The 26,127-nt window shown below is 70.8% G+C and carries 26 protein-coding genes; 19 read left to right on the top strand and 7 right to left on the bottom strand.

Annotated elements, in window-relative coordinates:
• Positions 1 to 153 precede the first annotated feature (153 nt).
• Entirely contained in the window at positions 154 to 1,218 is a 1,065-nt protein-coding gene (gene sepH, locus ACIO3R_RS28625) for a septation protein SepH (protein ID WP_385351656.1), read from the bottom strand.
• Positions 1,219 to 1,714: 496 nt separating this feature from the next.
• Between sepH and ACIO3R_RS28620 the strand changes: the two genes are divergently transcribed.
• Positions 1,715 to 2,800 (top strand): hypothetical protein, encoded by a 1,086-nt coding sequence (locus ACIO3R_RS28620; protein WP_402109834.1) that lies wholly within the window; start codon positions 1,715 to 1,717, stop codon positions 2,798 to 2,800.
• A 13-nt stretch (positions 2,801 to 2,813) separates the two neighbouring features.
• Here ACIO3R_RS28620 and ACIO3R_RS28615 read toward each other — a convergent pair whose 3' ends face one another.
• Both ACIO3R_RS28615 and ACIO3R_RS28610 read right to left on the bottom strand, forming a co-directional pair.
• Positions 2,814 to 4,136, bottom strand: a complete 1,323-nt coding sequence (locus tag ACIO3R_RS28615) for a D-arabinono-1,4-lactone oxidase (RefSeq protein WP_385036535.1) — start codon at positions 4,134 to 4,136, stop codon at positions 2,814 to 2,816.
• Complete coding sequence (locus tag ACIO3R_RS28610; RefSeq protein WP_402109831.1) at positions 4,093 to 5,340, bottom strand: MFS transporter; 1,248 nt, start codon at positions 5,338 to 5,340, stop codon at positions 4,093 to 4,095. Before ACIO3R_RS28610 ends, ACIO3R_RS28615 begins: the two co-directional genes overlap by 44 nt.
• Before the next feature lie 159 nt (positions 5,341 to 5,499).
• On the opposite strand from ACIO3R_RS28610, the gene ACIO3R_RS28605 reads away from it, so the two are divergent.
• Positions 5,500 to 6,627, top strand: a complete 1,128-nt coding sequence (locus ACIO3R_RS28605; protein WP_402109828.1) for a ferrochelatase — start codon at positions 5,500 to 5,502, stop codon at positions 6,625 to 6,627.
• A gap of 46 nt (positions 6,628 to 6,673) precedes the next feature.
• Complete coding sequence (locus tag ACIO3R_RS28600; protein ID WP_402109825.1) at positions 6,674 to 7,495, top strand: inositol monophosphatase family protein; 822 nt, start codon at positions 6,674 to 6,676, stop codon at positions 7,493 to 7,495.
• Between the two features lie 85 nt (positions 7,496 to 7,580).
• Here the strand turns inward: ACIO3R_RS28600 and ACIO3R_RS28595 are convergent, their stop codons facing one another.
• A complete protein-coding gene (locus ACIO3R_RS28595) occupies positions 7,581 to 7,754 on the bottom strand; it encodes a hypothetical protein (RefSeq protein ID WP_362966737.1) in 174 nt (57 codons plus the stop codon).
• Between the two features lie 395 nt (positions 7,755 to 8,149).
• On the opposite strand from ACIO3R_RS28595, the gene ACIO3R_RS28590 reads away from it, so the two are divergent.
• The 4 genes from ACIO3R_RS28590 to ACIO3R_RS28575 all read left to right on the top strand — a co-directional run bounded on the left by ACIO3R_RS28590 (position 8,150) and on the right by ACIO3R_RS28575 (position 11,724).
• Entirely contained in the window at positions 8,150 to 8,803 is a 654-nt protein-coding gene (locus ACIO3R_RS28590) for a response regulator transcription factor (protein ID WP_024490544.1), read from the top strand.
• Positions 8,803 to 10,044, top strand: coding sequence for a sensor histidine kinase (locus ACIO3R_RS28585; protein WP_385036539.1), 1,242 nt, complete (start codon positions 8,803 to 8,805; stop codon positions 10,042 to 10,044). Before ACIO3R_RS28590 ends, ACIO3R_RS28585 begins: the two co-directional genes overlap by 1 nt.
• Positions 10,045 to 10,448: 404 nt before the next feature.
• Positions 10,449 to 10,745 carry a DUF4193 domain-containing protein gene (locus ACIO3R_RS28580; RefSeq protein WP_003965732.1) on the top strand — a complete coding sequence of 99 codons (297 nt, stop codon included), beginning with the start codon at positions 10,449 to 10,451 and terminating at the stop codon, positions 10,743 to 10,745.
• A gap of 13 nt (positions 10,746 to 10,758) precedes the next feature.
• A complete protein-coding gene (locus tag ACIO3R_RS28575; RefSeq protein WP_385036540.1) occupies positions 10,759 to 11,724 on the top strand; it encodes a hypothetical protein in 966 nt (321 codons plus the stop codon).
• A gap of 22 nt (positions 11,725 to 11,746) precedes the next feature.
• Here ACIO3R_RS28575 and ACIO3R_RS28570 read toward each other — a convergent pair whose 3' ends face one another.
• Entirely contained in the window at positions 11,747 to 12,205 is a 459-nt protein-coding gene (locus ACIO3R_RS28570) for a DUF3093 domain-containing protein (RefSeq protein WP_385036541.1), read from the bottom strand.
• Positions 12,206 to 12,263: 58 nt separating this feature from the next.
• On the opposite strand from ACIO3R_RS28570, the gene ACIO3R_RS28565 reads away from it, so the two are divergent.
• The 12 genes from ACIO3R_RS28565 to ACIO3R_RS28510 all read left to right on the top strand — a co-directional run bounded on the left by ACIO3R_RS28565 (position 12,264) and on the right by ACIO3R_RS28510 (position 24,639).
• Positions 12,264 to 12,848 (top strand): PaaI family thioesterase, encoded by a 585-nt coding sequence (locus tag ACIO3R_RS28565; protein ID WP_385036542.1) that lies wholly within the window; start codon positions 12,264 to 12,266, stop codon positions 12,846 to 12,848.
• Positions 12,848 to 13,381: a dUTP diphosphatase gene (dut, locus tag ACIO3R_RS28560; RefSeq protein ID WP_363025978.1), complete on the top strand. Its 534-nt coding sequence runs from the start codon at positions 12,848 to 12,850 to the stop codon at positions 13,379 to 13,381. The genes ACIO3R_RS28565 and dut overlap by 1 nt, the downstream gene beginning before the upstream one ends.
• A 1-nt stretch (position 13,382) precedes the next feature.
• Positions 13,383 to 14,156: a DUF3710 domain-containing protein gene (locus tag ACIO3R_RS28555; RefSeq protein WP_385036543.1), complete on the top strand. Its 774-nt coding sequence runs from the start codon at positions 13,383 to 13,385 to the stop codon at positions 14,154 to 14,156.
• Positions 14,157 to 14,495: 339 nt separating this feature from the next.
• A complete protein-coding gene (gene kdpF / locus ACIO3R_RS28550; RefSeq protein WP_037777601.1) occupies positions 14,496 to 14,585 on the top strand; it encodes a K(+)-transporting ATPase subunit F in 90 nt (29 codons plus the stop codon).
• A 7-nt stretch (positions 14,586 to 14,592) separates the two neighbouring features.
• The gene (gene kdpA, locus ACIO3R_RS28545; protein WP_385036544.1) at positions 14,593 to 16,257 is read left to right on the top strand and encodes a potassium-transporting ATPase subunit KdpA; all 1,665 of its coding nucleotides are present in this window, start codon (positions 14,593 to 14,595) and stop codon (positions 16,255 to 16,257) included.
• Between the two features lie 26 nt (positions 16,258 to 16,283).
• Positions 16,284 to 18,380: a potassium-transporting ATPase subunit KdpB gene (gene kdpB / locus ACIO3R_RS28540; RefSeq protein ID WP_402109819.1), complete on the top strand. Its 2,097-nt coding sequence runs from the start codon at positions 16,284 to 16,286 to the stop codon at positions 18,378 to 18,380.
• Positions 18,381 to 18,386: 6 nt separating this feature from the next.
• Positions 18,387 to 19,064: a potassium-transporting ATPase subunit C gene (locus ACIO3R_RS28535; protein WP_385351682.1), complete on the top strand. Its 678-nt coding sequence runs from the start codon at positions 18,387 to 18,389 to the stop codon at positions 19,062 to 19,064.
• A 107-nt stretch (positions 19,065 to 19,171) separates the two neighbouring features.
• Positions 19,172 to 19,909, top strand: a complete 738-nt coding sequence (locus tag ACIO3R_RS28530; RefSeq protein WP_402109816.1) for an ABC transporter ATP-binding protein — start codon at positions 19,172 to 19,174, stop codon at positions 19,907 to 19,909.
• Between the two features lie 171 nt (positions 19,910 to 20,080).
• A complete protein-coding gene (locus ACIO3R_RS28525; RefSeq protein ID WP_385036548.1) occupies positions 20,081 to 22,624 on the top strand; it encodes an ATP-binding protein in 2,544 nt (847 codons plus the stop codon).
• Between the two features lie 50 nt (positions 22,625 to 22,674).
• Positions 22,675 to 23,367, top strand: a complete 693-nt coding sequence (locus ACIO3R_RS28520; RefSeq protein WP_385036549.1) for a response regulator — start codon at positions 22,675 to 22,677, stop codon at positions 23,365 to 23,367.
• Positions 23,368 to 23,454: 87 nt separating this feature from the next.
• Positions 23,455 to 23,871, top strand: a complete 417-nt coding sequence (locus tag ACIO3R_RS28515) for an OB-fold nucleic acid binding domain-containing protein (RefSeq protein ID WP_363025965.1) — start codon at positions 23,455 to 23,457, stop codon at positions 23,869 to 23,871.
• A gap of 3 nt (positions 23,872 to 23,874) precedes the next feature.
• The gene (locus tag ACIO3R_RS28510) at positions 23,875 to 24,639 is read left to right on the top strand and encodes a DUF3159 domain-containing protein (RefSeq protein WP_363025963.1); all 765 of its coding nucleotides are present in this window, start codon (positions 23,875 to 23,877) and stop codon (positions 24,637 to 24,639) included.
• An 82-nt stretch (positions 24,640 to 24,721) separates the two neighbouring features.
• On the opposite strand, the gene ACIO3R_RS28505 is transcribed toward ACIO3R_RS28510, so the two are convergent.
• Positions 24,722 to 25,399, bottom strand: a complete 678-nt coding sequence (locus ACIO3R_RS28505) for a TrkA family potassium uptake protein (RefSeq protein WP_363030636.1) — start codon at positions 25,397 to 25,399, stop codon at positions 24,722 to 24,724.
• The gene (locus ACIO3R_RS28500) at positions 25,399 to 26,067 is read right to left on the bottom strand and encodes a TrkA family potassium uptake protein (RefSeq protein ID WP_024490560.1); all 669 of its coding nucleotides are present in this window, start codon (positions 26,065 to 26,067) and stop codon (positions 25,399 to 25,401) included. Before ACIO3R_RS28500 ends, ACIO3R_RS28505 begins: the two co-directional genes overlap by 1 nt.
• Positions 26,068 to 26,127: the final 60 nt, after the last annotated feature.

Below are 26,127 nucleotides of genomic sequence, written 5' to 3'. Positions count from 1 at the left end.
AGGCGGTATCTGATCCATAACGGGACAGTCGAACCGAACCTGTCCCATAAGGGGACAGTCGGCCGGAACCGGGGCGACGGGTTCCGCCCGGACAGCACACAAGGGCCCGTACGCAAGCGCGTGCGGGCCCCCGTCATGCGGCGATCACCCGGTTCAGTCCTGTTTCTTACGGCGTGTGCCGAAGACGATCTCGTCCCAGCTCGGCACCGCGGCCCGGCGGCCCGGCCGGACGCCGTCCGCCTCGGCCTGGCGGTCCGTCGTCCCGGTCAGCCGGTCACGGTGGCCGGCCACCGCGCGGGGCATCAGCACATCCGCGTAAGCGGAACCGGCGCCCGCGGAGGCCGCCGGGGCGGGCGGGTCGTCGGCCTCCGGCTCCTGCGCGGCCGGTTCGATGGCCGGGGGCTCCGGCGGTGCGGGGCGCTCCGGCACGACCATGTCGCCGCGGAAGCTCGGTACCGCCTCCAGGAGGCTGGTGAGCGAATCGCGTTCGCTCGCCGTGACCCCGCCGATGCGCTCCTCCGGCTCCGGGGCCGGAGGCGGGGCGGGGCGCTCCATCTGACGGTCCAGGGCGCGGTCCAGCGGCCGGTCGCGCGGCAGCCGGGCGATCCGCGGGACGAACGGGAAGCTGGGTTCGGGCGCGGCGACGTCGTCGGTCTCGCCGATCAGCGAGCGCGCCTCGTCGTCGACGGCCTGGACCAGCCGGCGCGGGGCGTCGTACGTCCAGCTCGCCGAGTGCGGCTCACCGGCGACCCGGTACACCAGGAGGACCTCCCAGGTGCCGTCGTCGCGGCGCCAGGAGTCCCACTGGACGGTCTCCCTGTCGGCGCCGCGCAGCAGGAGGCGCTCCTGCACCGCCTCGCCGAGCTGGGGGCCGGTGTTCTCGCCCGGACGGCGCACGGGAGTCTTCCGGGCGCGCTCGGCCATGAAGGCGCGCTCCGCGAGCACGGGGCCCTCGAAGCGGCGGACACGGTCGACCGGGATCCCGGCGAACTGTGCGACTTCCTCCGCCGAGGCACCGGCTCGTATCCGGGCCTGGATGTCGCGGGGCCGGAGGTGGCTCTCCACCTCGATCTCGATCTGGCCGAGCCGCGCGCGGTCGTTGCGCACGGCGGCTCGCAGCCGCTCGTCGATCGGAAGTGTGTACTCCGTGCTGTCTGCAGCCTTGAGCACCAGTCGTGTGCCGTCGTTGGAGACGGCCACGACACGCAGTTCGGGCATGGGGACCTCCCGGGTGGTGCCTGCCGACGTCACGTGCGTCGCTGCTTCCGCTAGTCGAGTGTGGCCTGCCCGGCTGCAGCCTGCCACAACATTGCCGTGTTGCCCGGCGTGTCGGGCGTGAGCCCTTGATCGCCGGTGTGGCACGGTGACCTCTTGCGCAACACAAAGTGACCTTAGGTCACTCCGCGCAGCCGGCCCCCGTGCGATGCCGTGGCGCCGCCGGATCGAGTGCCTCCTTCGGCCCCCTCCCGAAGGTTGCGGACTTCCACGCGGGAGTCCGGCCCCAGGGCTCGCCACAGTACTCCATTAGGACCATGTGGGTGGACCGCCGCGCCGCCGAAGTTCTCGCGAGCCACGGGAGTTGAGTCACCCAGTTGGAGGCGGATGTTCCCCTCGCGTGTCCTGCTTCACAGAATCACCGTAAGCGGAACTATCGGCTTCGCTCAAATGTCCCTTCTTGTTGCATGGTGGGAGCGATGTCAATCAAGGGCTGGAAATGGTGCAGAAGCCGGAAAGTGACATAGAACCCAGAGAAAGGCGGATCGATCTCAGCCTGCCCCAGGTCGCGGGCAGTGCGGTCGCGGCGGTCGCGGCGGCGGTGGCGGCCTCGCAACTGGGCGTGTACGGAACGATTCTCGGCGCCGGGGTGATGAGCATCGTGGCCACCTGCGGCGGCTCGGTCTTCCAGCACTTCTTCCGCCGTACGGGTGAGCAGATCCGCGAGGTCACGGTCCAGGTGAAGCACCCGGGCCGCGAGGTGACCGTGCACACGCGCCAGACGCGTGACGCCGGGGACGCGGACGGCACGTGGGGGACCCCCGAGACACGGGTCGCCCTCCGGGAGGCCGAGGGGTCCGCCGACGCGGCCGCGGTGCCGCCCGCGCTGGACGCCACGACGGTCCTGCGCCGGGTGGACGGCGTGCCCGAGGGCGCGGACGCCACCACCGTCCTGCGCACCGTGGACGCCACCACCGTCCTGCGCAAGGCGGCCGGCGACCCCGGCCGTACGCAGCTGATCAAGGCGCTCGACGGAACCCGGCCGCTCACGACCGCCCCCGGGGCCGGCGACGACGCGTTCTCGCAGGCGACCACGCACGGGACCCGGATCCGCGGCTGGAAGCGCTCGGCGCTCGGGGCCGCGGTGGTGTTCGCCGTCTCGATGGCCGGGATCACCACGTTCGAACTGGTCTCGGGCAACGACCTGAGCGGCGGCCGGGGAACGACCGTGGGCTCCGTCGTACGCGGCGAGCGCGGATCTGCTCCGGCCGACCCCGCGCCGTCCGGCAGCACCGACCCGGGCCAGGACCAGCCGACCCCGGGCCAGGACGACAGCTCGGCTCCCGGCACCGGCCCGGGAACGGACGGGCAGAGCCGGAGCCCGGAAACGGACCGGGGTGACAAGTCCACGGTGGATCCGACGCCCACTCCCACCCCGTCGGACTCCGCGGGCGACGGCTCCGTCGCCCCGGCCCCGTCTCCGTCCGCCCCCGGAGACGGCGGCAGCACCACCCCCGGCCCGACGGGCACGGGCAGCGCGCCGGCGCAGGAGGACGCACCGGCCGGCACGGACAGCGGTCAGTGAGCGAGCGCGGTGATCAGTCGCCCAGGACCCGGCGCAGGTAGTCGTTGGCGAAGAGGCGGTCCGGGTCCAGCCGGTCCCGGACCGCGGTGAACTCGCCGAACCGCGGGTACACCCCGGCCAGGTACCCGGAGTCGCGGGTGTTGACCTTGCCCCAGTGGGGGCGGCCGCCGTGGGCGGTCATGATCCGCTCGACCGCCGTGAAGTACGCCTGGTAGGGCGTGCCCCGGTACAGGTGGACGGCGATGTACGCGCTCTCCCGGCCCGAGGCCGTGGAGAGCGCGATGTCGTCGGCGGGGGCGGTGCGCACCTCCACCGGGAAGCTGATCCGCAGCGGAGAGCGCTCGACCATCGCCCTGACCTCGCGCAGCGCCTCCACGGCCGCCTCGCGCGGCAGGGCGTACTCCATCTCCACGAACCGCACCCGGCGCGGGCTGGTGAAGACCTTGTACGGGATGTCGGTGTACGTGCGCGCCGACAGGGCGCGGCTGGAGAGCTTGGCGATCGAGGGGATCGTGGCGGGTACCGCCCGGCCGAGCGAGCAGGCCGCCTGGAACATCCCGTTGGAGAGGAGCTCGTCCTCGATCCAGCCGCTGACCTTTCCGGGCGGAGCGGCGGGGCCGGCACTGCGGTTGTTGCGCTTGGTGTTGCAGTTGCCGGTGTGCGGGAACCAGTAGAACTCGAAGTGTTCGTTCTCGGCCACCAGCTGATCGAAGTCGGTCGTGACCTTGTCGAAGGTCATCGGCTCCTCGCGGGCGGTCAGCAGGAAGACCGGCTCCACGGCGAAGGTGATCGCCGTGATGACGCCCAGGGCGCCGAGCCCGATCCGGGCGACGGCGAAGACGTCCGGGTTCTCGGTCTGCGAACAGGTCAGCACCGTGCCGTCCGCCGTGACCAGCTCCAGGGCGCGGATCTGCGCGGATATCGACGCCGAGTCGCGGCCGGTGCCGTGGGTGCCGGTGGAGGTGGCCCCGGCGACCGTCTGATCCATGATGTCGCCCATGTTGGTGAGCGAGAGGCCCTCGCGGGCCAGGGCGGTGTTGAGCCTCTTCAGCGGGGTGCCGGCCTCGACGGTCACCGTCATCGCCGCACGGTCGATCTCCCGGATGCCGGTGAGCAGATCGGGGCGTATCAGCAGCCCGTCGGTGGCCGCGGTCGCGGTGAAGGAGTGGCCGGTGCCCACCGCCTTCACCTTCAGGCCGTCGTCGGACGCCCTGCGCAACTCCTCGGCCAGCTCGTCCACGGAGGCGGGTGACACGGTCCGTACCGGACGGGCGGTGACGTTCCCCGCCCAGTTACGCCACGCGCTCGTCGTCGTCCGTGCGTAGGTGTCGGTCATCTTCCCCGCGCCCTTCCGTAGGAACCGGCCCACTGAGCCGGCGGTACCCCAGGAACGCCACCGCGGCCGCGAGCGCTCCCGCCACGGCGGGCACCGCGTACCCCGCCTTCGCCCCGGACGCGTCGACCACCCAGCCGGCGGCCGAGGAGCCGAGCGCCACACCGACGGCGAGCCCGGTGCTGGTCCAGGTCATGCCCTCGGTCAGTCTCGTGCGCGGTACGTGCTGTTCGACGAGAGCCATCGTGGTGACCATCGTCGGTGCGATGGCGAGGCCCGCGACAAAGAGCGCCACGGCCAGGAACGGCAGGCTCCCGGCCAGTTGGAGGGGGATCATACTCACGGCCATCGCACACACTCCCACCAGCCACCGGCTGGACGGCCTGCCCTTCAGGTGCAACAGGCCGAAGACCGCCCCGGCGAGGCAGGACCCCAGCGCGTACACGGCCAGCACGAGACTCGCCGCGGCCTTGTGGCCCCGCTCCTCCGCGAAGGCCACCGTCACCACGTCGACCGCCCCGAAGATCGCCCCGGTCGCCACGAAGGTCACCACGAGCACCTGGAGGCCGCGTGAGCTCAGCGCCGAACCCGTGGTGTGCCGCGCGTGCAGATGCGGCACCGGCTCGGTGGCCCGCTGCGCGGTCAGCCAGAAGACGCCGACCAGGAGGAAGCCCGCGGCCAGCAGCGGGCCCGCCTCGGGGAACCAGGCGGTGGAGAGCCCGATCGAGATGATCGGGCCGAAGATGAAGCACACCTCGTCGACGATCGACTCCCACGCGTACGCGGTGTGGAGCTGCCGCGCGGAGCCCCGGTAGATCTCCGCCCAGCGGGCCCGGACCATCGAACCGACGCTGGGGACGCAGCCGGCTCCGGCCGCGAACACGAACAGCGTCCAGTCCGGCAGCCCCTGCTGCGCACAGACCAGCAGACCGGCCACGGCCGCCAGGGCGACGAGGGTCACCGGGCGCAGCACCCGGCGCTGCCCGTGCCGGTCGACCAGCCTGGAAATCTGCGGCCCCACCACCGCCGCGGCCATCGCCAGCGTCGCCGAGAGGGCGCCCGCCAGCCCGTACCGGCCGGTCAGCTGGGAGACCATGGTCACCACGCCGATGCCCATCATGGACAGCGGCATCCGGCCGAAGAAGCCGGCGGAGGAGAACCCCTTGGAGCCGGGGGCGGCGAAGATCGCGCGATAGGGACTGGGCATGGGGAACTCCGGTACGGCGCGGTCACACGCGGTGTCAGGGGTGAAGGTGGCCGACACAGCTTACGGGGGAGTGCCGTGCCGTGGCCGCGGGAGTCCGGCCGCCGTCCGGGGCGGATGTCGGTGGGAGCGGCGCCGGGGGCGGGTGGCAGGATCGATGCCATGTCCGATCTGCGCGAGCCCGCCCCCTACGACGCCCTGCTGCTGCTCTCCTTCGGAGGCCCCGAAGGCCCGGACGACGTGGTTCCGTTCCTGGCGAACGTGACCCGCGGCCGGGGTATCCCCGAGGAGCGGCTCAAGGAGGTCGGCAAGCACTACTTCCTGTTCGGCGGCGTCAGCCCGATCAACGGCCAGAACAGGGCCCTGCTCGACGCCCTGCGCAAGGACTTCGCGGATCACGGACTCGATCTGCCGGTGTACTGGGGCAACCGCAACTGGGCGCCCTACCTGACCGACACCCTGCGCGAGATGGCCGAGGCAGGACACCGTCGCATCGCCGTCCTGGCGACCAGCGCCTACGCCTCCTACTCCGGCTGCCGGCAGTACCGCGAGAACCTCGCCGAGTCACTGGCCGTCCTGGAGGCCGAAGGGCTGCCGGTGCCGCGCGTCGACAAGCTGCGGCACTACTTCAACCACCCCGGCTTCGTCGAGCCGATGGTGGACGGCGTGCTCGCCTCCCTGGCCGGCCTTCCCGAGGACGTGCGGGCCGGGGCGCACCTCGCCTTCACCACGCACTCCATCCCCACCTCTGCGGCCGATGTGTCCGGCCCGCCGGAGGCACACGGCGACGGCGGCGCGTACGTCGCCGAGCACCTCGACGTGGCACGGGTGATCGTCGAGGCCGTCCGCGAGCGGACCGGCGTCGAGTACCCCTGGCAGCTCGTCTACCAGTCACGCAGCGGCGCCCCGCACGTTCCGTGGCTCGAACCCGACATCTGCGATCACCTGGAGCTGCTGCACAGCGACGGCGTCCCCGCCGTGGTGATGGCGCCCATCGGCTTCGTCTCCGACCACATGGAGGTCCTGTACGACCTCGACACCGAGGCCACCGCGAAGGCCGCCGAGCTCGGCCTGCCGGTCCGCCGGTCCGCGACCGTCGGCGCCGACCCGCGGTTCGCCGCGGCGGTGCGCGACCTCGTGCTGGAGCGCGCCGCCGTCGAACAGGGCCGCGACCCGGAGAGGTGCGCCCTCGGGGCCCTCGGGGCGAGCCACGACCTCTGCCCGGCCGGCTGCTGCCCGGCCCGTGCCGCCCGGCCGGCCGCCGCGGGCGCCGACAGCCCGTACGCGTGACGCCCCACCGACCCGACCCGCACCTCCTCATCCCCCTGGGAGCGCCGTGACCGACCCCCTGCTGTCCGAACTGCTCGACCTCGCCCTGGACGCCGCCCACCGGGCCGGCGCGCTGCTGCGCGACGGCCGGCCCGCCGACCTGGGGGTGGCCGCGACCAAGTCCAGCCCGGTGGACGTCGTCACCGAGATGGACATCGCCGCCGAGAAGCTGATCACCGGCTTCCTCTCCGAACGCCGCCCCCAGGACGGCTTCCTCGGGGAGGAGGGCGCCAGTTCCGAGGGCAGCAGCGGCATCCGCTGGGTGATCGACCCGCTCGACGGCACCGTGAACTATCTGTACGGGCTGCCTACCTGGGCCGTGTCCATCGCCGCGGAACGGGACGGTGAGCGGGTCGTGGGCGTGGTGGAGGCCCCGATGCGCCGCGAGACGTACCACGCGGTCCTCGGCGGCGGTGCCTACGCACGGGGCGGTGCCTTCGGCGACGGCGGGGCAGCCCTGCGCTGCCGTCCCGCCCCGCCGCTCGACCAGGCGCTCGTGTCGACCGGCTTCAACTACGTCGCCGACGTCCGCGCGCACCAGGCCGACGTGGTGCGCGTGCTGGTCCCGCGGCTGCGGGACATCCGGCGCGGCGGCTCCGCCGCGATCGACCTCTGCGACGTCGCCGCGGGCCGCCTCGACGGCTACTACGAGCGCGGCCTCCACCCGTGGGACCTGGCGGCCGGTGACCTCATCGCGCGGGAGGCCGGTGCGCTCACCGGCGGGCGGCCGGGGGCGCCCGCCGACGGAGGCCTGACGGTCGCCGCGTCACCGGGCGTCTTCGAGCCGCTGAGCTCCTTGCTGGAGGAACTGGGCGCCTGGCACGACTGAGCCGCTGTGCGGGCCGTGGACGGCACCGCGACGAAGAAGGCCCCGCGTGTGCCCACAGGGCACCGCGGGGCCTTCTCGTGGCGGCTCAGACGCTTGTGGCGCCGATGTGGACTCCGTGCTCGGCCGCGAGGCGGTGCAGATCCTCCAGCTCGCTCTGCTCGACGTCCGCGAGGAAGTCGTCGCCCGTCTCGCGGGCCTTCGTGAGGTCGGACTCTGTGGTCTTGATGCGTTGCAGCAGACCTGCGGTGAAAGCGTCCATGAGGCGCCCCCTCATCGTGGGTCGGTGGCACGGGGGTGTGCCCGGGTTTCCCTCCGCCGAGGCGGTAGGGCGGGTGATCACGCATCCTCCGGGGGAACGGAGGGGGCCAGTGGCACGCCACTTACGAGCCGTGATCGCGGGTGTGAATTCGTCCTCCCCAGCCCAACCCTCAGAGAAACCTCAACTGGCCCGGGAAACCGCCGCCTTCCGGGAAGCCGCAGGTAGGACCGCGCCGTCTTACCGCCGGTTTATACGCGTTGCGGGCAGGATGGAGGCGCACGGACCGTGCCCGGACACGGTCCGGATCATCGGCCACCGGCCTGATCCGGACGTTGTGCCGGTCCGTTCCGGACGTTGTGCAGCTCTGTTGTGGAAGTTCTAGGGAAGGAAGCGCCGTGCGCGTACTCGTCGTGGAGGACGAGCAGCTGCTCGCCGATGCGGTGGCCACCGGATTGCGCCGGGAGGCCATGGCCGTCGATGTCGTGTACGACGGTGCGGCGGCACTGGAGCGCATCGAGGTCAACGACTACGACGTCGTGGTGCTGGACCGGGACCTCCCCCTGGTGCACGGCGACGACGTCTGCCGCAGGATCGTCGAGCTCGGCATGCCGACCCGGGTGCTCATGCTCACCGCCTCCGGAGACGTCAGTGACCGGGTGGAGGGACTGGAGCTCGGTGCCGACGACTATCTCCCCAAACCCTTCGCCTTCAGCGAGCTGACCGCGCGGGTACGGGCCCTCGGGCGCCGTACGACCGTGGCCCTGCCGCCGGTCCTGGAGCGTGCCGGGATCAAGCTCGACCCGAACCGCCGGGAGGTCTTCCGGGGCGAGCAGGAGGTCCAGCTCGCGCCCAAGGAGTTCGCGGTGCTGGAGGTCCTGATGCGCAGCGAGGGCGCCGTGGTCTCGGCCGAGCAGCTCCTGGAGAAGGCCTGGGACGAGAACACCGACCCGTTCACCAACGTCGTCCGGGTGACCGTCATGACCCTGCGGCGCAAGCTCGGTGAGCCGCCGGTGATCGTCACCGTGCCCGGCTCGGGCTACCGGATCTGATGCCGGTGCCCACGGTCCAGCCGCCCGCGACGGCGCCACCCAAACCCACGTGGGAGCCCAAGCAGCAGGAGCCCCCGTACCCCTGGCTGCGCCCGACGATCCGGATACGTCTCACGCTGCTGTACGGCGGCATGTTCCTGATCGCCGGCATCCTGCTGCTGTCGATCATCTACATGCTGGCCGCACAGGCCCTGCACGTGGGCAGTGAGCTGCCGTTCAAGATCGTCGACGGTCATGTGTCCAGCAACGTCTGCAACCTGCTGGGGGAGGGGACCTCACCGAACTCCGTCAACGCGGCGATGAACTCCTGCGTCAACCACCAGCGCCAGCAGGCGCTCGACACGCTCCTCAACCGGTCCCTGCTGGCCCTCGTGGGCCTGAGCATCATCGCCTTCGCCTTCGGTTACGCGATGGCGGGACGGGTGCTCTCGCCGCTGGGCCGGATCACCCGCATCGCCCGCCGGGTGGCCGGTACGGACCTCTCCAGGCGCATCGAGCTGGACGGCCCGGACGACGAGTTCAAGGAGCTCGCCGACACCTTCGACGACATGCTGGACCGGCTGGAGCGGGCCTTCACCGCGCAGCAGCGGTTCGTCGGGAACGCGTCGCACGAGCTGCGCACGCCCCTGGCGATCAACCGCACGCTGCTGGAGGTCCACCTCGCCGACCCGCAGGCACCCGCGGAGCTCCAGCAGCTCGGCAAGACGCTGCTGGCCACCAACGAGCGCAGTGAGCAGCTGGTCGAGGGCCTGCTGCTGCTCGCCCGCAGCGACAACCAGATCGTCGAGCGCAAACCCGTCGACCTCGCCGAGGTCGCCTCGCGCGCCCTCGACCAGACGCGGGGCGAGGCCGAGGCCAAGGGCGTGGAGATGCGCGCCGAGCTGGCCCCTGCCGTGGTCCAGGGCAACGGTGTCCTGCTGGAGCGGATCGCGCTGAACCTCGTACAGAACGCGGTGCGCTACAACGTCCCCGAGAGCGGCTGGGTCGAGGTCACCACCGAGCTCCTGCCGGGCCAGGCCCTGCTCGTCGTCTCGAACACGGGTCCAGTGGTGCCCGCCTACGAGATCGACAACCTCTTCGAGCCCTTCAGACGGCTGCGTACGGAGCGGACGGGCAGCGACAAGGGGGTGGGGCTCGGCCTGTCGATCGCGCGGTCCGTCGCGCGCGCTCACGGAGGCCGTATCATCGCGGAGCCCCGCGAGGGCGGTGGTCTTGTGATGCGCGTCTCACTGCCTGTCTGACAGGCCGGACGAAGCGATTCGCACGCGGATTATTTTGTTCGCTTTGAGCGGAATTTTCGGGACCCGATCCCGGGGGGTCCGTGTGTGATCGATCACAAGAGCGAATTTACGCCCGTCCACGCTCCGTGATCAGGGCCCCCACCGGAAATCCGGCAAAAGTCGGGGTTTTCGGGGGCCATTATCACGGGAAGTACACGGGGTGGCGCCTGTGAAGGGCGCCGCCGGGACCGTGTACGGTCCCCATCGCCACCCAAGCCGATCACTCTCGAGCGGTCCTTTTGGGTGTCGATTGAGTAACAGACCTTGATGTGAGGCAAAATCTCCGCCTCGGGTCGGGCACAAGTCCGGCCTCTCACGCGTTACGTGCGCTGAGACACCGCAGACACCCAGAGGGGGAGAGCGACATGGCAACGGATTACGACACCCCACGAAAGACCGACGACGACGTCGATCAGGACAGCCTTGAAGAGCTCAAGGCTCGTCGGAGCGACAAGACGGCCTCGGCCGTCGATGTCGACGAGTTCGACGCGGCCGAAGGACTGGAGCTGCCCGGCGCAGACCTGTCCAACGAAGAACTGGCCGTAAGGGTCCTGCCCAAGCAGGCCGACGAATTCACGTGCATGAGCTGCTTCCTCGTGCACCACCGCAGTCAGCTGGCCCGCGAGAAGAACGGCCAGCCGATCTGCCGCGACTGCGACTGAGGTCCGGTCGGCCGTGGCAGGGGACACACCGTTCCGGAAGCGGCGCCCCCGGCGCAATAAGGCGTCGGAGGCGCATCAGGGCGGGACAGGCCCGGCAGAAGGCGTAGCAGCGCCTGCCGAGCCGTCCGCCCTGCCACCCTCGCCGGGCGGACAGGACGAGCGGGGCCGGCCGGCCTCGCTCGAAGCAGCCGGAGCAGCTGCAGAAGTCGACACGGCCGACAGGGCCGAACAGGTCGACAGGACGGAGCCCGTGACCGGGGCAGGCCGTCTGAACTCAGTGAAACGGGGCGTACGCAAGGGCGGGGAGAGCGCCAGGGCAGCGATCGGTCATATCGCCGACCTGATCATCGATATCGCTCCCCGCGTCCCTGTGCGCGATCTCGCCACCCTGCGCAAGCAGTTCCCGGACCTCGGGCCCGAGGAGCTGGCCGACCGGCTCATCGCGGGCGCCGGGAAGGCCACCGCCACCGTCGGCGCCGGAATCGGCGCTGCGGCCATGATGCCCGTACCGCCCGCCATGCTCGCCGAGCTGGCCGCGGAGATCACCGGTGTGGCCGCGATCGAGATGAAGCTCGTCGCCGAGCTGCACGAGGTGTACGGACTCCGTCCGCCCGGCGGCATCGGTCAGCGCTCCACCGCCTACCTCACCTCCTGGACCGAGGAGCGAGGCATCGACGTCATGCACCCCGTGACGGTCAACGCCGCGCTCGGCGGCCAGATGAAGCGCGAGCTGCGCCAGCAGATCATGAAGCGCACCGTGCGCGATCTGCCGAACCTGATTCCGTTCATGATCGGCGCCACGGTCGGCGCGATGATGAACCGCCGCGATACCAGAAGACTTGCCGAACGGGTCAGGAAGGATCTGCGGAAACGGCAGATCCCCTGGGACCGGCTGCCGGAGCTGCCGCCGCTGGAACGGCCCGCGCACCCGTACGAAGCCTTCCCCGGGCCCCCGGAGGACCAGCCCCCGAAGGACTAGAGCCCTTCCCCCCGGACTCCCGCTAGGCCCGCACAGCCGCCTTCAGCGCCGCCACCAGGGCCTTCGGCTCGCGCGTCGACAGATAGAGGTACGGAGTCGGGTCCTGCGGATCGGTGACCTTCACCCGCACCGCCGTCGGGATGTAGCTGCGCAGCAGCATGAAGGCCCGGGTGTCCGCCTTGTACGAGCGCCAGGCGCGCGCCTCCTCGGCCTCCAGCACCTCGGCCTCACCGAGCGCGGAGACCGGGATCCGCGCGTCACCCGCCACGAGGGCGTCACCCACCACCCGGATCCGGACGGAGCCGTACGAGCTCACGACCACCGCCGACGCGGCGGTGCCGCCCACCAGCCCGGCGAGCAGCGGCAGGGTGCCCAGCGGCAGCAGCATCAGCGCGCACGCGATGCCGAAGAGGAAGCAGATCACCCACCATGAACGGGGTGCGGTGAGGCGTTCGTCGAAGGGCGGGGCGGAAGGCTGCATGAGCCCAAGCTTGGCACGGCGCGACCTGCGGGTACCCGCGCGGGTAAGGTCTGCGGCTGTGAGTGGAACATCTGCGGCTCTGAAGCCCCCGGCCGATGCGGTGAAACCGGTCCGGCATCCCGACGCGCCGCCCCCCGGCGAACTCCTCGGCGCGCACTACGAACACTGTTTCGGCTGCGGCGGGGGACAGCCGCACGGGCTGCACCTCCAGGCGCGGGCCGGCGAGGGCGTCGAGGTCACCGCCGAGTTCACCGTGCAGGCCGCTCACCAGGGCGCCCCCGGCCTGGCGCACGGCGGGGTGCTGGCCACCGCGCTCGACGAGACGCTCGGCTCACTGAACTGGCTGCTGCGGGTGATCGCGGTGACCGGACGGCTGGAGACCGACTTCGTCCGCCCCGTACCGGTCGACACGGTGCTGTTCCTCGACGCCGAGATCACCGCCGTGCACGGCCGGAAGATCTACTCCAGGGCCACCGGCCGGATCGGCGGCCCGGACGGACCCGTGGCGGTCCGGGCCGAGGCCCTCTTCATCGAGGTCAAGGTCGACCACTTCATCGAGAACGGCCGCCCGGCCGAGATCCGGGCGGCGATGGCCGACCCCGACCAGGCCAAGCGCGCCCGCGCCTTCGAGGTGAACCCCTGATGCGCCATCCCGTGGACGTACTGATCCGCAGGACCGACCCCGGCGTGCCGATCCCGGCGTACGGGCACCCCGGCGACGCCGGGGCCGATCTGGTGACCACCGAGGCCGCCGAGCTGGCACCCGGCGAGCGGGCCGTGCTGCCCACAGGGGTTTCGATCGCACTGCCGGACGGGTACGCCGCGTTCGTGCACCCCCGATCCGGCATCGCCGCGCGCTGTGGAGTCGCACTGGTGAATGCCCCGGGGACGGTTGATGCCGGGTACCGTGGAGAGATCAAGGTGATCGTCATCAATCTCGACCCGCGCGAGTCCGTGCGGTTCGAGCGGTTCGACCGGATTGCCCAACTGGTCGTGCAGCAGGTCGAGAAGGTGCGCTTCCACGAAGTGTCGGAGCTTCCCGGTTCGGCGCGGGCCGAAGGGGGCTTCGGGTCCACCGGCGGTCATGCCGCCGTTGATGTTGATGGCGTCCGGGGCGGGGTTCCCCAGGACGGGAACAGCTACGCTTCGGTCGAATCCGACCGGGAAGGACAGTGACGTGTTCGGACGTCGCAAGAACAGTGGTTCCGCCGAGGACACGGCGGACGAAGCGCGCGAGGCCGAGCAGGTCGTCGACGAGCTCGATGACGCCGATGCCGCCAAGGGCGGCTCGCGTCGGACGAACCTTCCGCCGGCGCCGCGACCGGACGGGCCGTGGGACATCGAAGAGGTCTCCCAGCCCGGCGAGGGCCGCGTCGACCTGGGCGGCATCTTCGTGCCCGGAGTCGAGGGCATGGAGCTGCGCGTCGAGGTCGCCGGTGACGCGATCGTCGCCGCCACCGTCGTGCTGCGCGACAGCGCGATCCAGTTGCAGGCCTTCGCCGCCCCCAAGAAGGAGGGCATCTGGGGCGAGGTCCGCGACGAGATCGCCTCCGGCATCACCCAGCAGGGCGGGATCATCGACGAGGTCGAGGGCCCGCTGGGCTGGGAGCTGCGCGCGCAGGTCCCCGTACAGCTTCCCGACGGTGCGAACGGCGTGCAGCTGGTCCGCTTCGTCGGCATCGACGGCCCGCGCTGGTTCCTGCGCGGTGTGATCTCCGGCCAGGGCGCCGTGCAGCCGGAGGCCGCCGGTCTGCTGGAGACGGTCTTCCGGGACACCGTGGTGGTCCGTGGTGACGGCCCGATGGCCCCGCGCGACCCGATCGTCCTCAAGCTCCCCAACGACGCCCAGATGGTGCCCGAGGGCGTTCAGCAGGAGGAGCAGGAGGGCTCGAAGTTCTCCGGTGGCATGGCCGGCCTCCAGCGCGGCCCCGAGATCACCGAGGTGCGCTGACCCCGCACCCGTAAGCACCGGCCGGTGGGCCGTACCCCCTTTCGCGGGGGTGCGGCCCACCGGCTTTTCCGTGTCCGCGGGGGGCGTCGCCCCGGCCCGTGGGCACAGTGGCCCGTATGGGGCGCGTATCGGGCACGTAGGGGCGCCGTCAAGGGCGGGCCCATCTCCGTATGGAAGCCATCAACGCAGGTCAAAGCGGTGTCTGCGGCAGGTTTGCTCATGAGGTCCGAGAAATCCGCACCTCATCCAGGAGCACCCGATGGCCGATATGGCCTTCGTCGTCACCACGATCGCGGTCTTCGCGCTGGTGGCACTCATCGCCAAGGGGGTGACGAAGCTGTGACCGCAGAAAACGTGGTGGGCCTCGTCGTGGCCGTCGCCCTGCTGGGCTATCTCGTCCTCGCCCTTCTCTACCCGGAGAGGTTCTGAGCCCGAAATGAGCCCCGTCCTCGCAGGTGTGCTCCAGCTGCTCGCGCTCGTCGTGGCACTGGGTCTGGCGTACCGCCCGCTCGGCGACCACATGGCCCGTGTCTACACCTCCCCCCGGCACCTGCGGGTCGAGAAGTGGATATACCGGGCCATCGGCGCCGATCCGAACACGCAGATGCGCTGGCCCGCCTATCTCCGCGGTGTCCTGGCCTTCTCCGCCGTGAGCGTCCTCTTCCTGTATCTGCTGCAGCGGCTCCAGGGCTCGCTGCCCGGCTCCCTCGGCTTCGCCTCGATCGACCCCGACCAGGCGTTCAACACGGCGGCGTCGTTCGTCGCCAACACCAACTGGCAGTCGTACTCCGGCGAACAGGCCATGGGCCACGTCGTGCAGACCGGCGGCCTCGCGGTGCAGAACTTCGTCTCGGCCGCCGTCGGCATCGCCGTCGCGGTGGCGCTGGTACGGGGCCTCGCCGCCACCCGTACCGGTGAACTCGGCAACTTCTGGACCGACCTGGTGCGCGGCACGGTGCGGATCCTCCTTCCGATCTCGGTGATCGGCGCGCTCGTGCTGGTCGCCTGCGGCGCGATCCAGAACTTCTCCGGCATCCACTCCGTCGGCCAGTTCCTGGGCGGTTCGCAGGAGTGGAACGGCGGCGCGGTTGCCTCCCAGGAGGTCATCAAGGAGCTGGGCACCAACGGCGGCGGGTACTTCAACGCCAACTCGGCCCACCCCTTCGAGAACCCCAACGGGCTCTCCAACCTCTTCGAGATCTTCCTGATCCTCGTCATCCCGTTCGCGCTGACCCGCACCTTCGGCCGGATGGTCGGCTCGCTCAGGCAGGGTTACGCGATCCTCGCCACCATGGGCGTCATCTGGCTCGGCTTCACCGCGCTGATGATGTGGACCGAATTCGCCCACCACGGGCCCGCGTTCGACATCGCGGGCGGGGCCATGGAAGGCAAGGAGAATCGTTTCGGCGTGGGTGGCTCGTCCCTCTTCGCCGTCGCCACCACGCTCACCTCGACCGGCGCGGTGAACTCCTTCCACTCCTCGTTCACCGGCTTCGGCGGCGGCATCACGATGCTCGGCATGCAGCTCGGCGAGATCGCGCCCGGCGGTACCGGCTCCGGCCTCTACGGGATGCTGATCATGGCGGTCATCGCCGTGTTCATCGCCGGCCTGATGGTCGGCCGCACGCCCGAGTACCTCGGCAAGAAGATCGGCACCCGGGAGATCAAGCTCGCGGCCTGCTACATCCTGATCACCCCGGCGCTGGTGCTCTGCTTCACCGGCGTCTCGATGGCCCTGCCCACCCCGGGCAACTCGATGACCAACTCCGGTGCGCACGGCTTCTCCGAGATCCTCTACGCCTACACCTCCGGCGCCAACAACAACGGTTCCGCGTTCGCCGGACTGGCCGCGGACACCCAGTGGTTCAACACCACGATCGGACTGGCGATGCTACTGGGCCGGTTCCTGCCCATGGTGTTCGTCCTCGCCCTGGCGGGCTCGTTCGCCGCGCAGCGGCCCGTACCGGCGACCGTCGGCACTCTCGGCACGCACAAACCGCTCTTCAGCGGACTGCTGGTAGCCACCGTCATGATCGTCGCCGGTCTGACCTACTTCCCGGCCCTGGCTCTGGGGCCGCTGGCCGAGGGGCTGGCGTCATGACCCTCCGTACGAAGCAAGAGGACGCGATGTCCACAGTCACACCGGCCCGCGCACCGCACCGGGACACCCCGGCCGGGCACGGCCCCGAAGGGCGCGTCGGCGCGGGTCTGTTCGACCCCAGGATGCTGATCGCCGCGTTCCCCGACGCGATACGCAAACTCGATCCCCGGGTGATGATCAAGTCCCCGGTGATGTTCGTGGTACTGACCGGCTCGGTGTTCACCACCGTGCTGGCGGCGCTCGACCCGGGGGACTGGTTCGGCTGGGCGATCACGGTCTGGCTCTGGCTGACCACCGTCTTCGCCAACCTGGCGGAGGCGGTCGCCGAGGGCCGCGGCAAGGCCCAGGCCGACACCCTGCGCCGGGCCAAGACGGACACCGTCGCGCGCCGGCTGACGGGGACCCGCGAGGAGCGCGTCCCGGGCACCGAACTGCGCATCGGGGATCTGGTGGTCTGCGAGGCCGGCGACATCATCCCGGGCGACGGAGACGTCGTCGAGGGAGTGGCGAGCGTCGACGAATCCGCGATCACCGGCGAATCGGCACCGGTCATCCGGGAATCCGGCGGCGACCGCAGCGCCGTGACCGGAGGCACGAAGGTGCTCTCCGACCGCATCGTCATCAAGATCACCACCAAGCCCGGCGAGACCTTCATCGACCGGATGATCGCCCTCGTCGAGGGTGCGTCCCGGCAGAAGACGCCCAACGAGATCGCGCTGAACATCCTGCTCGCCTCGCTGACCGTCGTGTTCCTGCTGGCCGTGGTCACCCTCCAGCCGTTCGCCGTCTACGCGGGCAGCGAGCAGTCCATGATCGTGCTGGCCGCGCTGCTGGTCTGTCTGATCCCGACCACCATCGGCGCCCTGCTGTCCGCGATCGGCATCGCCGGCATGGACCGGCTGGTGCAGCGCAACGTGCTCGCCATGTCGGGGCGCGCCGTCGAGGCGGCGGGCGACGTGTCGACCCTGCTGCTCGACAAGACCGGCACGATCACCCTCGGCAACCGGCAGGCCGCGGCGCTCCTCCCGGTCGCGGGCGTGACGGAGGCCGAGCTGGCGGACGCCGCCCAGCTCTCCTCGCTGGCCGACGAGACGCCCGAGGGCCGCTCCGTCGTCGTCCTGGCGAAGGAGGCGTACGGGCTCCGCGAGCGGCACCAGGGGGAACTGGCCACCGCGCAGTGGGTGGGCTTCACCGCCCAGACCCGGATGTCCGGGGTGGACGTCGGCGGACGCCGGATCCGCAAGGGGGCCACCGGTTCGGTCGTCGCCTGGGTCCGGGAGCACGACGGCACCGTCCACCCCGACGTCGCCACGCTCACCGACCGGATCTCCCGCGAGGGCGGTACGCCGCTGCCGGTCGCGGTCGACGACGGGGACGGCGCCCGGGTCCTGGGTGTCATCCACCTCAAGGACGTCGTCAAGGAGGGGATGCGCGAGCGGTTCGGCGAACTGCGCCGGATGGGCATCCGTACGGTCATGATCACCGGGGACAACCCGCTGACCGCGAAGGCCATCGCCGAGGAGGCGGGGGTCGACGACTTCCTCGCCGAGGCCACGCCCGAGGACAAGATGGCCCTCATCAAGCGGGAGCAGGCCGGCGGCAAGCTCGTCGCGATGACCGGCGACGGGACGAACGACGCCCCGGCGCTGGCCCAGGCCGACGTCGGCGTGGCCATGAACACCGGAACCTCGGCCGCCAAGGAGGCCGGGAACATGGTGGACCTGGACTCCGACCCGACCAAGCTGATCGAGATCGTCGAGATCGGCAAACAGCTGCTGATCACCCGCGGCGCGCTCACGACGTTCTCCATCGCCAACGACGTCGCGAAGTACTTCGCGATCATCCCCGCGATGTTCGCCGTGGTCTATCCGGGCCTGGACAAGCTCAACATCATGGACCTGTCCTCACCCGAGTCAGCGATCCTGTCCGCCGTGATCTTCAACGCGCTGATCATCGTCGCGCTGGTGCCACTCGCGCTGAAGGGCGTGCGCTACCGGCCCGCGGGCGCCGATTCGATGCTCCGGCGCAACCTAGGGATCTACGGGCTGGGCGGCCTGATCGCCCCGTTCATCGGCATCAAGATCATCGACCTGATCATCTCCCTCATCCCCGGAATCGGCTGACCTGCCATGAACAACTCCGTAGGAAACTCCGCCCGGCTCCTCTGGGCCGGACTGCGCGCCCTGCTCGTCCTCACCGCGGTCTGCGGCGTCCTCTACCCGCTCGCCGTCACCGGGATCGCCCAGGGCCTCATGCCGGGCCGGGCCAACGGCTCCGAGATCACGGCGGACGGCAGGACCGTCGGCTCCGAACTCATCGGCCAGCGCTACGACCTGCCGCTCAAGAAGGGCCAGGAGACCCCGGACCCCGATCTCAAGTGGTTCCAGCCCCGCCCGTCCAACGGCCTCGGCACCAACAGCGTCAACACCCAGTACTCGCTCCTCGTCTCCGGCGCGACCAACCGCTCCGGCGACAACAAGGACCTGATCGACTGGGTCACCGCCGCCAAGGCCGCGGTGGTGAAGGACAACTCCGTCCCCGGCCACCCCGTGCGCCCCGCGCAGGTGCCGGCCGACGCAGTCACCTCCTCCGGCTCCGGTCTCGACCCGCACATCTCCCCGGCGTACGCACAGCTCCAGGTCCGCCGGGTCGCCGAGCGCAACCACCTGGACGCGGGGCAGGTGGCGAAGCTGGTGGAGCGGCACACCGACGGCCGGATCCTCGGTTTCGCGGGTGAGCCGCGGGTCAACGTCCTCCAGCTGAACGTCGCGCTGCACCGGCTCGTGAGCGACACCGCGGGACGCTGACCGCACGCGATGCCCGGGACCGGCCACCACGGCCGGGCCCGGGCATTGCCCGTCCCCCGGCCTGATGGACATACTGGCGGCCGGACCGAGGACGTACGGGGAGCGACATGACCGACAGCACCACCGCGGCGGGCACCGGCGGGGAGAGCGCCACCACCCTCGCCGAGAGGCCCATGGTCCGGATCGAGGACCTGCACCGCTCCTACGGCTCCGGCGCCGCGGCCGTGCACGCGCTGCGCGGGGTGTCCTTCGAGGTACCGCGCGGCGAGCTCGTCGCGCTCAAGGGGCGCTCCGGCTCCGGCAAGACCACCCTGCTGAACCTCGTCGGGGGACTCGACAGCCCCGACAGCGGCCGGATCACCGTGGACGGCACCGACCTCTCCACGCTCGGCGAGAACGGACTGCTGGAACTGCGCCGCGACCGGATCGGCTTCATCTTCCAGTCGTTCGGCCTGATCCCGATCCTGACCGCGGCGGAGAACGTCGGCGTACCCATGCGACTGCGCAAGGCCGACCCTCGCGAGCGCGAGGAGCGGGTGTCGCTGCTGCTCTCCCTGGTCGGCCTCGCCGACCACGCCGCCCAGCGCCCCGGCGAGCTCTCCGGCGGCCAGCAGCAGCGGGTGGCCATCGCCCGCGCGCTCGCCAACCGGCCCGCCCTGCTGATCGCCGACGAGCCGACCGGACAGCTAGACGCGGAGACCGGCCTCGCGGTGATGGAACTGATGCGCGCGGTCGTGCACAGCGAGGGCGTCACCGCGCTCGTCGCCACGCACGACGTCCAGCTGCTCGGCCTCGCCGACCGGGTCCTCGAACTCAGTGACGGGCACATCGTCGAGCACGTGTAGGCGGGCCTACCAGGTGCGTCTCCGGCCACGGGAGGCCCGGCCCCGGCATCAGAATTACGTCAATACGCTCCGCTCCAGCACCCCCCCGCCCGATATGCCGGAAATTCACGGGGTAGCTTCGACAGTGGCTGCCGCATCGGCCGCAGTCCGTTTCGGGAAGACAATGGGGCCATGGCGCGCGGCAAACTTCGGATCTACCTCGGTGCGGCACCCGGCGTCGGCAAGACGTACGCCATGCTCTCCGAGGCGCACCGCCGTGTGGAGCGGGGCACCGACTGCGTCGTCGGCTTCGTCGAGCACCACGACCGCCCGCGCACCGAGGTCATGCTGCACGGCCTCGAACAGATCCGGCGCCGCGAGATCGAGTACCGCTCCGCGGTCTTCACCGAGATGGACGTCGACGCCGTCCTGGAGCGCGCCCCGGCCGTCGCCCTGGTGGACGAACTGGCACACACCAATGTGCCCGGCTCCCGCAACGCCAAGCGCTGGCAGGACGTCGAGGAGCTCCTCCAGGCCGGCATCGACGTGGTCTCCACCGTCAACATCCAGCACCTGGAGTCACTCGGCGACGTCGTCGAGTCGATAACCGGCGTACGCCAGCGCGAGACCGTGCCCGACGAGGTGGTCCGCCGCGCCGACCAGCTCGAACTCGTCGATATGTCGCCCCAGGCGCTGCGCCGGCGGATGGCCCACGGCAACATCTACAAGCCGGACCGGATCGACGCCTCGCTCTCCAACTACTTCCGCCCCGGCAACCTCACCGCCCTGCGCGAGCTGGCCCTCCTCTGGGTGGCCGACCGGGTCGACGAATACCTCCAGCAGTACCGCGGCGAGCACAACATCCGCACCACCTGGCAGGCCCGCGAACGCATAGTCGTCGGACTCACCGGCGGCCCCGAGGGGCGCACCCTCATCCGCCGTGCCTCCCGGATGGCGGCCAAGGGCTCCGGCAGCGAGATCCTCGCCGTCTACATCGCCCGCAGCGACGGACTGACCTCGGCCTCACCCAAGGAACTGACCGTCCAGCGCACCCTCGTCGAGGACCTCGGCGGCACCTTCCACCACGTCATCGGCGACGACATACCCTCGGCGCTCCTCGAATTCGCCCGCGGCGTCAACGCCACCCAGATCGTCCTCGGCTCCAGCCGCCGCAAGGCCTGGCAGTACATCTACGGCCCCGGCGTCGGCGCCACCGTCGCCCGTGAGTCCGGCACCGACCTCGACGTCCACATCGTCACCCACGACGAGGTCGCCAAGGGCAGGGGCCTGCCCATCGCCCGCGGCGCCCGGCTCGGCCGGGCCCGCATCATCTGGGGCTGGATCGTCGGCGTGGGCGGCCCGGTCCTCCTCTCGCTGCTCCTCAAGGGCCTGGAGAACGGTCCCGGGCTCGCCAACGACGTCCTGCTGTTCCTCTTCATGACCGTCGCCGCCGCCCTGCTCGGCGGGCTGCGGCCCGCCCTCGCCTCGGCCGCGGCGGGCTCGCTGCTGCTGAACTACTGGTTCACCCCGCCCACCCACACCCTGACCGTCCAGGACCCCGAGAACTTCGTCGCCATCGTGATCTTCTTCGCGGTGGCCGTCTCGGTCGCCTCCGTCGTCGACCTCGCGGCCCGCCGCACCCACCAGGCCGCCAGACTGCGCGCCGAGTCCGAGATCCTGTCCTTCCTGGCCGGCAGCGTGCTGCGCGGCGAGACCACCCTGGCCGCGCTGCTCGACCGGGTCCGCGAGACCTTCGGCATGGAGTCCGTCGCGCTGCTGGAGCGGCAGAGCGACGTCGACCCGTGGACGTGCGCCGGGAGCGTCGGACCGGCGCCGGTCGTCCGCCCCGAGGACGCCGATGTGGACATGCCCGTCGGCGACCACATGGCCCTCGCGCTCTCCGGCCGGGTGCTGCCCGCGGAGGACCGCCGGGTGCTCGGCGCGTTCGCCGCCCAGGCCGCCGTCGTACTGGACCGCCAGCGCCTCGTCGGCGAGGCTGAGGAGGCCCGCAGGCTCGCCGAGGGCAACCGGATCAGGACCGCGCTGCTGGCCGCCGTCAGCCACGACCTGCGGACCCCGCTCGCCGCCATCAAGGCCGCGGTCAGTTCCCTGCGCTCCGACGACGTCGCCTGGTCGGAGGACGACGAGGCCGAACTCCTGGAAGGCATCGAGAACGGCGCGGACCGCCTCGATCACCTGGTGGGCAACCTCCTCGACATGTCCCGCCTCCAGACCGGCACCGTCACCCCGCTGATCCGCGAGATCGACCTCGACGAGGTCGTGCCCATGGCCCTGGGCGGCGTGCCCGAGGACAGCGTCGACCTGGACATCCCCGAGACGCTGCCGATGGTCGCCGTCGACCCCGGACTGCTGGAGCGGGCCGTCGCCAACATCGTCGAGAACGCGGTCAAGTACAGCCCCGACGGAGACCGCGTCACGGTCGCCGCCAGCGCGCTCGGCGCCCGCGTCGAGCTACGGGTCGCCGACCGCGGCCGCGGCGTCCCCGACGACGGCAAGGAACGCATCTTCGAACCCTTCCAGCGCTACGGCGACGCCCCGCGCGGCGCCGGGGTCGGCCTGGGCCTCGCCGTGGCCCGCGGCTTCGTGGAATCCATGGGTGGCACGCTGGACGCCGAGGACACCCCGGGCGGCGGCCTCACCATGGTCCTGACCCTCAGGGCGGCATCGGGACACGTCCCGGTCAGCCCCGACCTGCCCGCGCGGGTCACCTCATGATCCGCGGAGAGCACCGCGGACCCGATGTACAGCAGAAAGGCAGGACCGCGATGACCCGGGTGCTTGTGGTCGACGACGAGCCGCAGATCGTACGCGCCCTCGTGATCAACCTGAAGGCGCGCAAGTACGAGGTGGACGCCGCGCCCGACGGGGCGACCGCCCTCCAGCTCGCCGCCGCCCGCCACCCCGACGTCGTCGTCCTGGACCTCGGGCTGCCCGACATGGACGGCGTCGACGTGATCAGGGGACTGCGCGGCTGGACCAGGGTGCCGATCCTCGTGCTCTCGGCCCGCCACACCTCCGACGAGAAGGTCGAGGCGCTGGACGCGGGCGCCGACGACTACGTCACCAAGCCGTTCGGCATGGACGAGCTGCTGGCCCGGCTGCGCGCCTCGGTACGGCGCGCCGAACCCGTCGGACAGGACGGCGGCGACGAGATCGTGATCGTCGAGACCACGGGCTTCACCGTCGACCTGGCCGCCAAGAAGGTCCAGCGCGAGGGACGGGACGTGCGGCTCACCCCCACCGAGTGGCACCTGCTGGAGGTGCTGGTCCGCAACAGCGGCCGGCTGGTCAGCCAGAAGCAGCTGCTCCAGGAGGTCTGGGGGCCTTCGTACGGCACCGAGACCAACTACCTGCGGGTCTACATGGCCCAGCTGCGGCGCAAGCTGGAGGCCGACCCCTCCCACCCCAGGCACTTCGTCACCGAACCGGGAATGGGATACCGCTTCGAGCGCGGCTGAAGGGCGCCGTGCCGCCTCTCCCCGTAACCCGTTCGAGTGAGACGGCGGTCATCCTCCCGGACCCCCGGGGACCGGTACCCTTCGGTTATGAGTGCTGTTCCTCGATTCGAGAAGGCCGGGAAGGCCGAGCGGCCGTCCGGGCGCTTCCGGCGGATGCTCGACCGCCTCTCCACCTCCCAGGAGGACCTGGAGTGCGAGGAGCTGGCGGAGGACTCGCACGCCTCTGGGTGCACCCGGATCTCTGAGTGCAGCGACCGCCAGATCGTGAAGGTCACTGGTACCTTGCGGACGGTCACCCTGCGACCGCGCGCCGGAGTGCCCGCCCTGGAGGCGGAGCTCTTCGACGGCACCGCTCCGCTGGACGTGGTCTGGCTCGGCCGCCGCTCGATCGTGGGCATCGAACCGGGCCGCAAGCTCATCGCCTCGGGCCGGATCTCCATGAGTCACGGGCGCCGGGTGCTGTTCAACCCCAAATACGAACTCCGACCGCTCGGCAAGGAGTAGCCGGTGACGTCTCTTGACAAGCCGACGTCCGACACGGACCCCACCACCCGCACCGACCAGCAGGAGGCCGACGCGAAGGCGGTCACCGAGGCCGCGCTCTTCGAGGCCTTCGGTGGCATCCGGGGCATGGTGGAGACGGTCCTGCCGGGACTGCTCTTCGTCACGATCTTCACCATCGACAAGAACCTCACGTACTCGGCCATCGCGGCCGTGGCGGTGTCGCTGGTCCTCGTGGCCGTCCGGCTGATCCGCAGGGACACCGTCAAGCACGCCTTCAGCGGTGTCTTCGGTGTGGCCTTCGGCGTCGTCTTCGCGAAGATGACCGGCAACGCCAAGGACTTCTATCTGCCGGGCATGATCTACACGCTCGGACTGGCCCTCGCCTACCTGGTGACCACGGTGGCGGGACTGCCGCTGATCGGCCTGATCCTGGGCCCGGTCTTCAAGGAGAACCTCTCCTGGCGCACCAGGAACCCCGGCCGCAAGAAGGCCTACGCCAAGGCCAGCTACGCCTGGGGACTGATCCTGCTCGCCAAGTGCGCGATCCTCTTCCCGCTGTACTGGTGGGGCGACACCACCCAGTTCGGCTGGGTCCTGGTGGCGCTGAAGATCCCGCCGTTCCTGCTCGCGGTCTACCTCACCTGGGTCTTCCTCGCCAAGGCGCCGCCGCCCATCGACGTCTTCGCCGAGATGGAGGCCGAGGAGCAGGCCGAGAAGGCCCGGAAGGCAGCGGCCGCCGAAGCGACGGCCCGCAGCCAGGACTTCTGAGGTCCTCACACGGAACGTGAAAGGGGCCTCGGGCCGCCACTGGCGGCCCGAGGCCCCTTTCACGTTCCGTGTCTCCCGTGGCTCAGCTCTCCGGATCGCCCCGGCGCACCGACAACAGGTCCTCCAACTGCTCCTCGCGCGCCTGGGCCGCCACGAACAGCAGCTCGTCACCGGCCTCCAGGGTCTCCTCCGTGCTCGGCGTCAGAACCCGCTGTCCACGGATGATCGTCACCAGCGAGGTGTCCTCGGGCCACGCCACCTCACCGACCTGCGTGCCGGCCAGCGCCGACTCTGGGGGCAGCGTCAGCTCGACCAGGTTCGCGTCGCCGTGGCTGAAGCGCAGCAGCCGGACCAGATCGCCGACGCTCACCGCCTCCTCGACCAGGGCCGACATCAGCCGCGGGGTGGACACCGCCACGTCGACGCCCCACGACTCGTTGAACAGCCACTCGTTCTTCGGGTTGTTCACCCGGGCGACGACCCGCGGCACGCCGTACTCCGTCTTGGCGAGCAGCGAGACGACCAGGTTCACCTTGTCGTCGCCGGTCGCGGCGATCACGACGTTGCAGCGCTGCAACGCCGCCTCGTCCAGCGAGGTGATCTCGCAGGCGTCCGCCAGCAGCCACTCGGCCATCGGCACCCGCTCCACCGAGATGGCGGTCGGCGCCTTGTCGACGAGCAGCACCTCGTGCCCGTTCTCCAGCAGCTCGGCCGCGATGGAACGGCCCACCGCACCGGCCCCGGCAATCGCGACACGCATCAGTGACCGCCCTCCTCAGGGCCCTCGGCGAAGGCCGCCTCGACCTTCGCGATCTCGTCCGTACGCATCATCACGTGGACCAGATCACCCTCCTGCAGCACCGTCTGCGACGACGGCAGTATGGCTTCGCCCAACCGGGTGAGGAAGGCCACGCGGACGCCCGTCTCCTCCTGCAACGTGCTGATCTTGTGGCCGATCCAGGACGGTGTGGTGTGCACCTCGGCGAGCTGCACACCGCCGCTCGGGTCCCGCCACAGCGGCTCGGCGCCCGAGGGCAGCAGACGGCGCAGCATCTGGTCCGCGGTCCAGCGCACGGTCGCGACCGTGGGGATGCCGAGACGCTGGTAGACCTCGGCACGCCGCGGGTCGTAGATCCTGGCCGCGACGTTCTCGATGCCGAACATCTCACGCGCCACCCGGGCCGCGATGATGTTCGAGTTGTCGCCGCTGCTCACCGCCGCGAACGCGCCGGCCTCCTCGATCCCCGCCTCGCGGAGGGTGTCCTGGTCGAAACCGACGCCGCTGACGCGGCGACCGCCGAAACCGGAGCCGAGGCGCCGGAATGCGGTGGGGTCCTGGTCGATGACGGCGACCGTGTGCCCCTGCTGCTCCAGGGTCTGCGCGAGAGCGGCTCCTACTCGCCCGCAGCCCATGATGACGATGTGCACCTTGCGCCTACCTCGCACTCCTGGTCGTCCGGCTGACCTGCGAAAACACCCTGCTCACAC

The sequence above is a fragment of the Streptomyces sp. NPDC087428 genome, assembly GCF_044744085.1.
GTDB lineage: Bacteria > Actinomycetota > Actinomycetes > Streptomycetales > Streptomycetaceae > Streptomyces.
The sequence above is the reverse complement of the archived record's forward strand: the minus strand, read 5'-3'. Positions and strand labels throughout refer to the sequence as shown.

Excerpts from the sequence above, each read along its gene's own strand:
- kdpA (WP_385036544.1), top strand. The coding sequence starts at position 14,593 with ATGAGCCCCGTCCTCGCAGGTGTGCTCCAGCTGCTCGCGCTCGTCGTG.
- ACIO3R_RS28620 (WP_402109834.1), top strand. The coding sequence starts at position 1,715 with ATGGTGCAGAAGCCGGAAAGTGACATAGAACCCAGAGAAAGGCGGATC.
- ACIO3R_RS28515 (WP_363025965.1), top strand. The coding sequence starts at position 23,455 with ATGAGTGCTGTTCCTCGATTCGAGAAGGCCGGGAAGGCCGAGCGGCCG.
- ACIO3R_RS28580 (WP_003965732.1), top strand. The coding sequence starts at position 10,449 with ATGGCAACGGATTACGACACCCCACGAAAGACCGACGACGACGTCGAT.
- sepH (WP_385351656.1), bottom strand. The coding sequence starts at position 1,218 with ATGCCCGAACTGCGTGTCGTGGCCGTCTCCAACGACGGCACACGACTG.
- dut (WP_363025978.1), top strand. The coding sequence starts at position 12,848 with ATGCGCCATCCCGTGGACGTACTGATCCGCAGGACCGACCCCGGCGTG.
- ACIO3R_RS28610 (WP_402109831.1), bottom strand. The coding sequence starts at position 5,340 with ATGCCCAGTCCCTATCGCGCGATCTTCGCCGCCCCCGGCTCCAAGGGG.
- ACIO3R_RS28585 (WP_385036539.1), top strand. The coding sequence starts at position 8,803 with ATGCCGGTGCCCACGGTCCAGCCGCCCGCGACGGCGCCACCCAAACCC.
- ACIO3R_RS28535 (WP_385351682.1), top strand. The coding sequence starts at position 18,387 with ATGAACAACTCCGTAGGAAACTCCGCCCGGCTCCTCTGGGCCGGACTG.
- ACIO3R_RS28605 (WP_402109828.1), top strand. The coding sequence starts at position 5,500 with ATGTCCGATCTGCGCGAGCCCGCCCCCTACGACGCCCTGCTGCTGCTC.
- ACIO3R_RS28505 (WP_363030636.1), bottom strand. The coding sequence starts at position 25,399 with ATGCGTGTCGCGATTGCCGGGGCCGGTGCGGTGGGCCGTTCCATCGCG.
- ACIO3R_RS28520 (WP_385036549.1), top strand. The coding sequence starts at position 22,675 with ATGACCCGGGTGCTTGTGGTCGACGACGAGCCGCAGATCGTACGCGCC.
- kdpB (WP_402109819.1), top strand. The coding sequence starts at position 16,284 with ATGTCCACAGTCACACCGGCCCGCGCACCGCACCGGGACACCCCGGCC.
- ACIO3R_RS28530 (WP_402109816.1), top strand. The coding sequence starts at position 19,172 with ATGACCGACAGCACCACCGCGGCGGGCACCGGCGGGGAGAGCGCCACC.
- ACIO3R_RS28615 (WP_385036535.1), bottom strand. The coding sequence starts at position 4,136 with ATGACCGACACCTACGCACGGACGACGACGAGCGCGTGGCGTAACTGG.
- ACIO3R_RS28595 (WP_362966737.1), bottom strand. The coding sequence starts at position 7,754 with ATGGACGCTTTCACCGCAGGTCTGCTGCAACGCATCAAGACCACAGAG.
- ACIO3R_RS28570 (WP_385036541.1), bottom strand. The coding sequence starts at position 12,205 with ATGCAGCCTTCCGCCCCGCCCTTCGACGAACGCCTCACCGCACCCCGT.
- ACIO3R_RS28525 (WP_385036548.1), top strand. The coding sequence starts at position 20,081 with ATGGCGCGCGGCAAACTTCGGATCTACCTCGGTGCGGCACCCGGCGTC.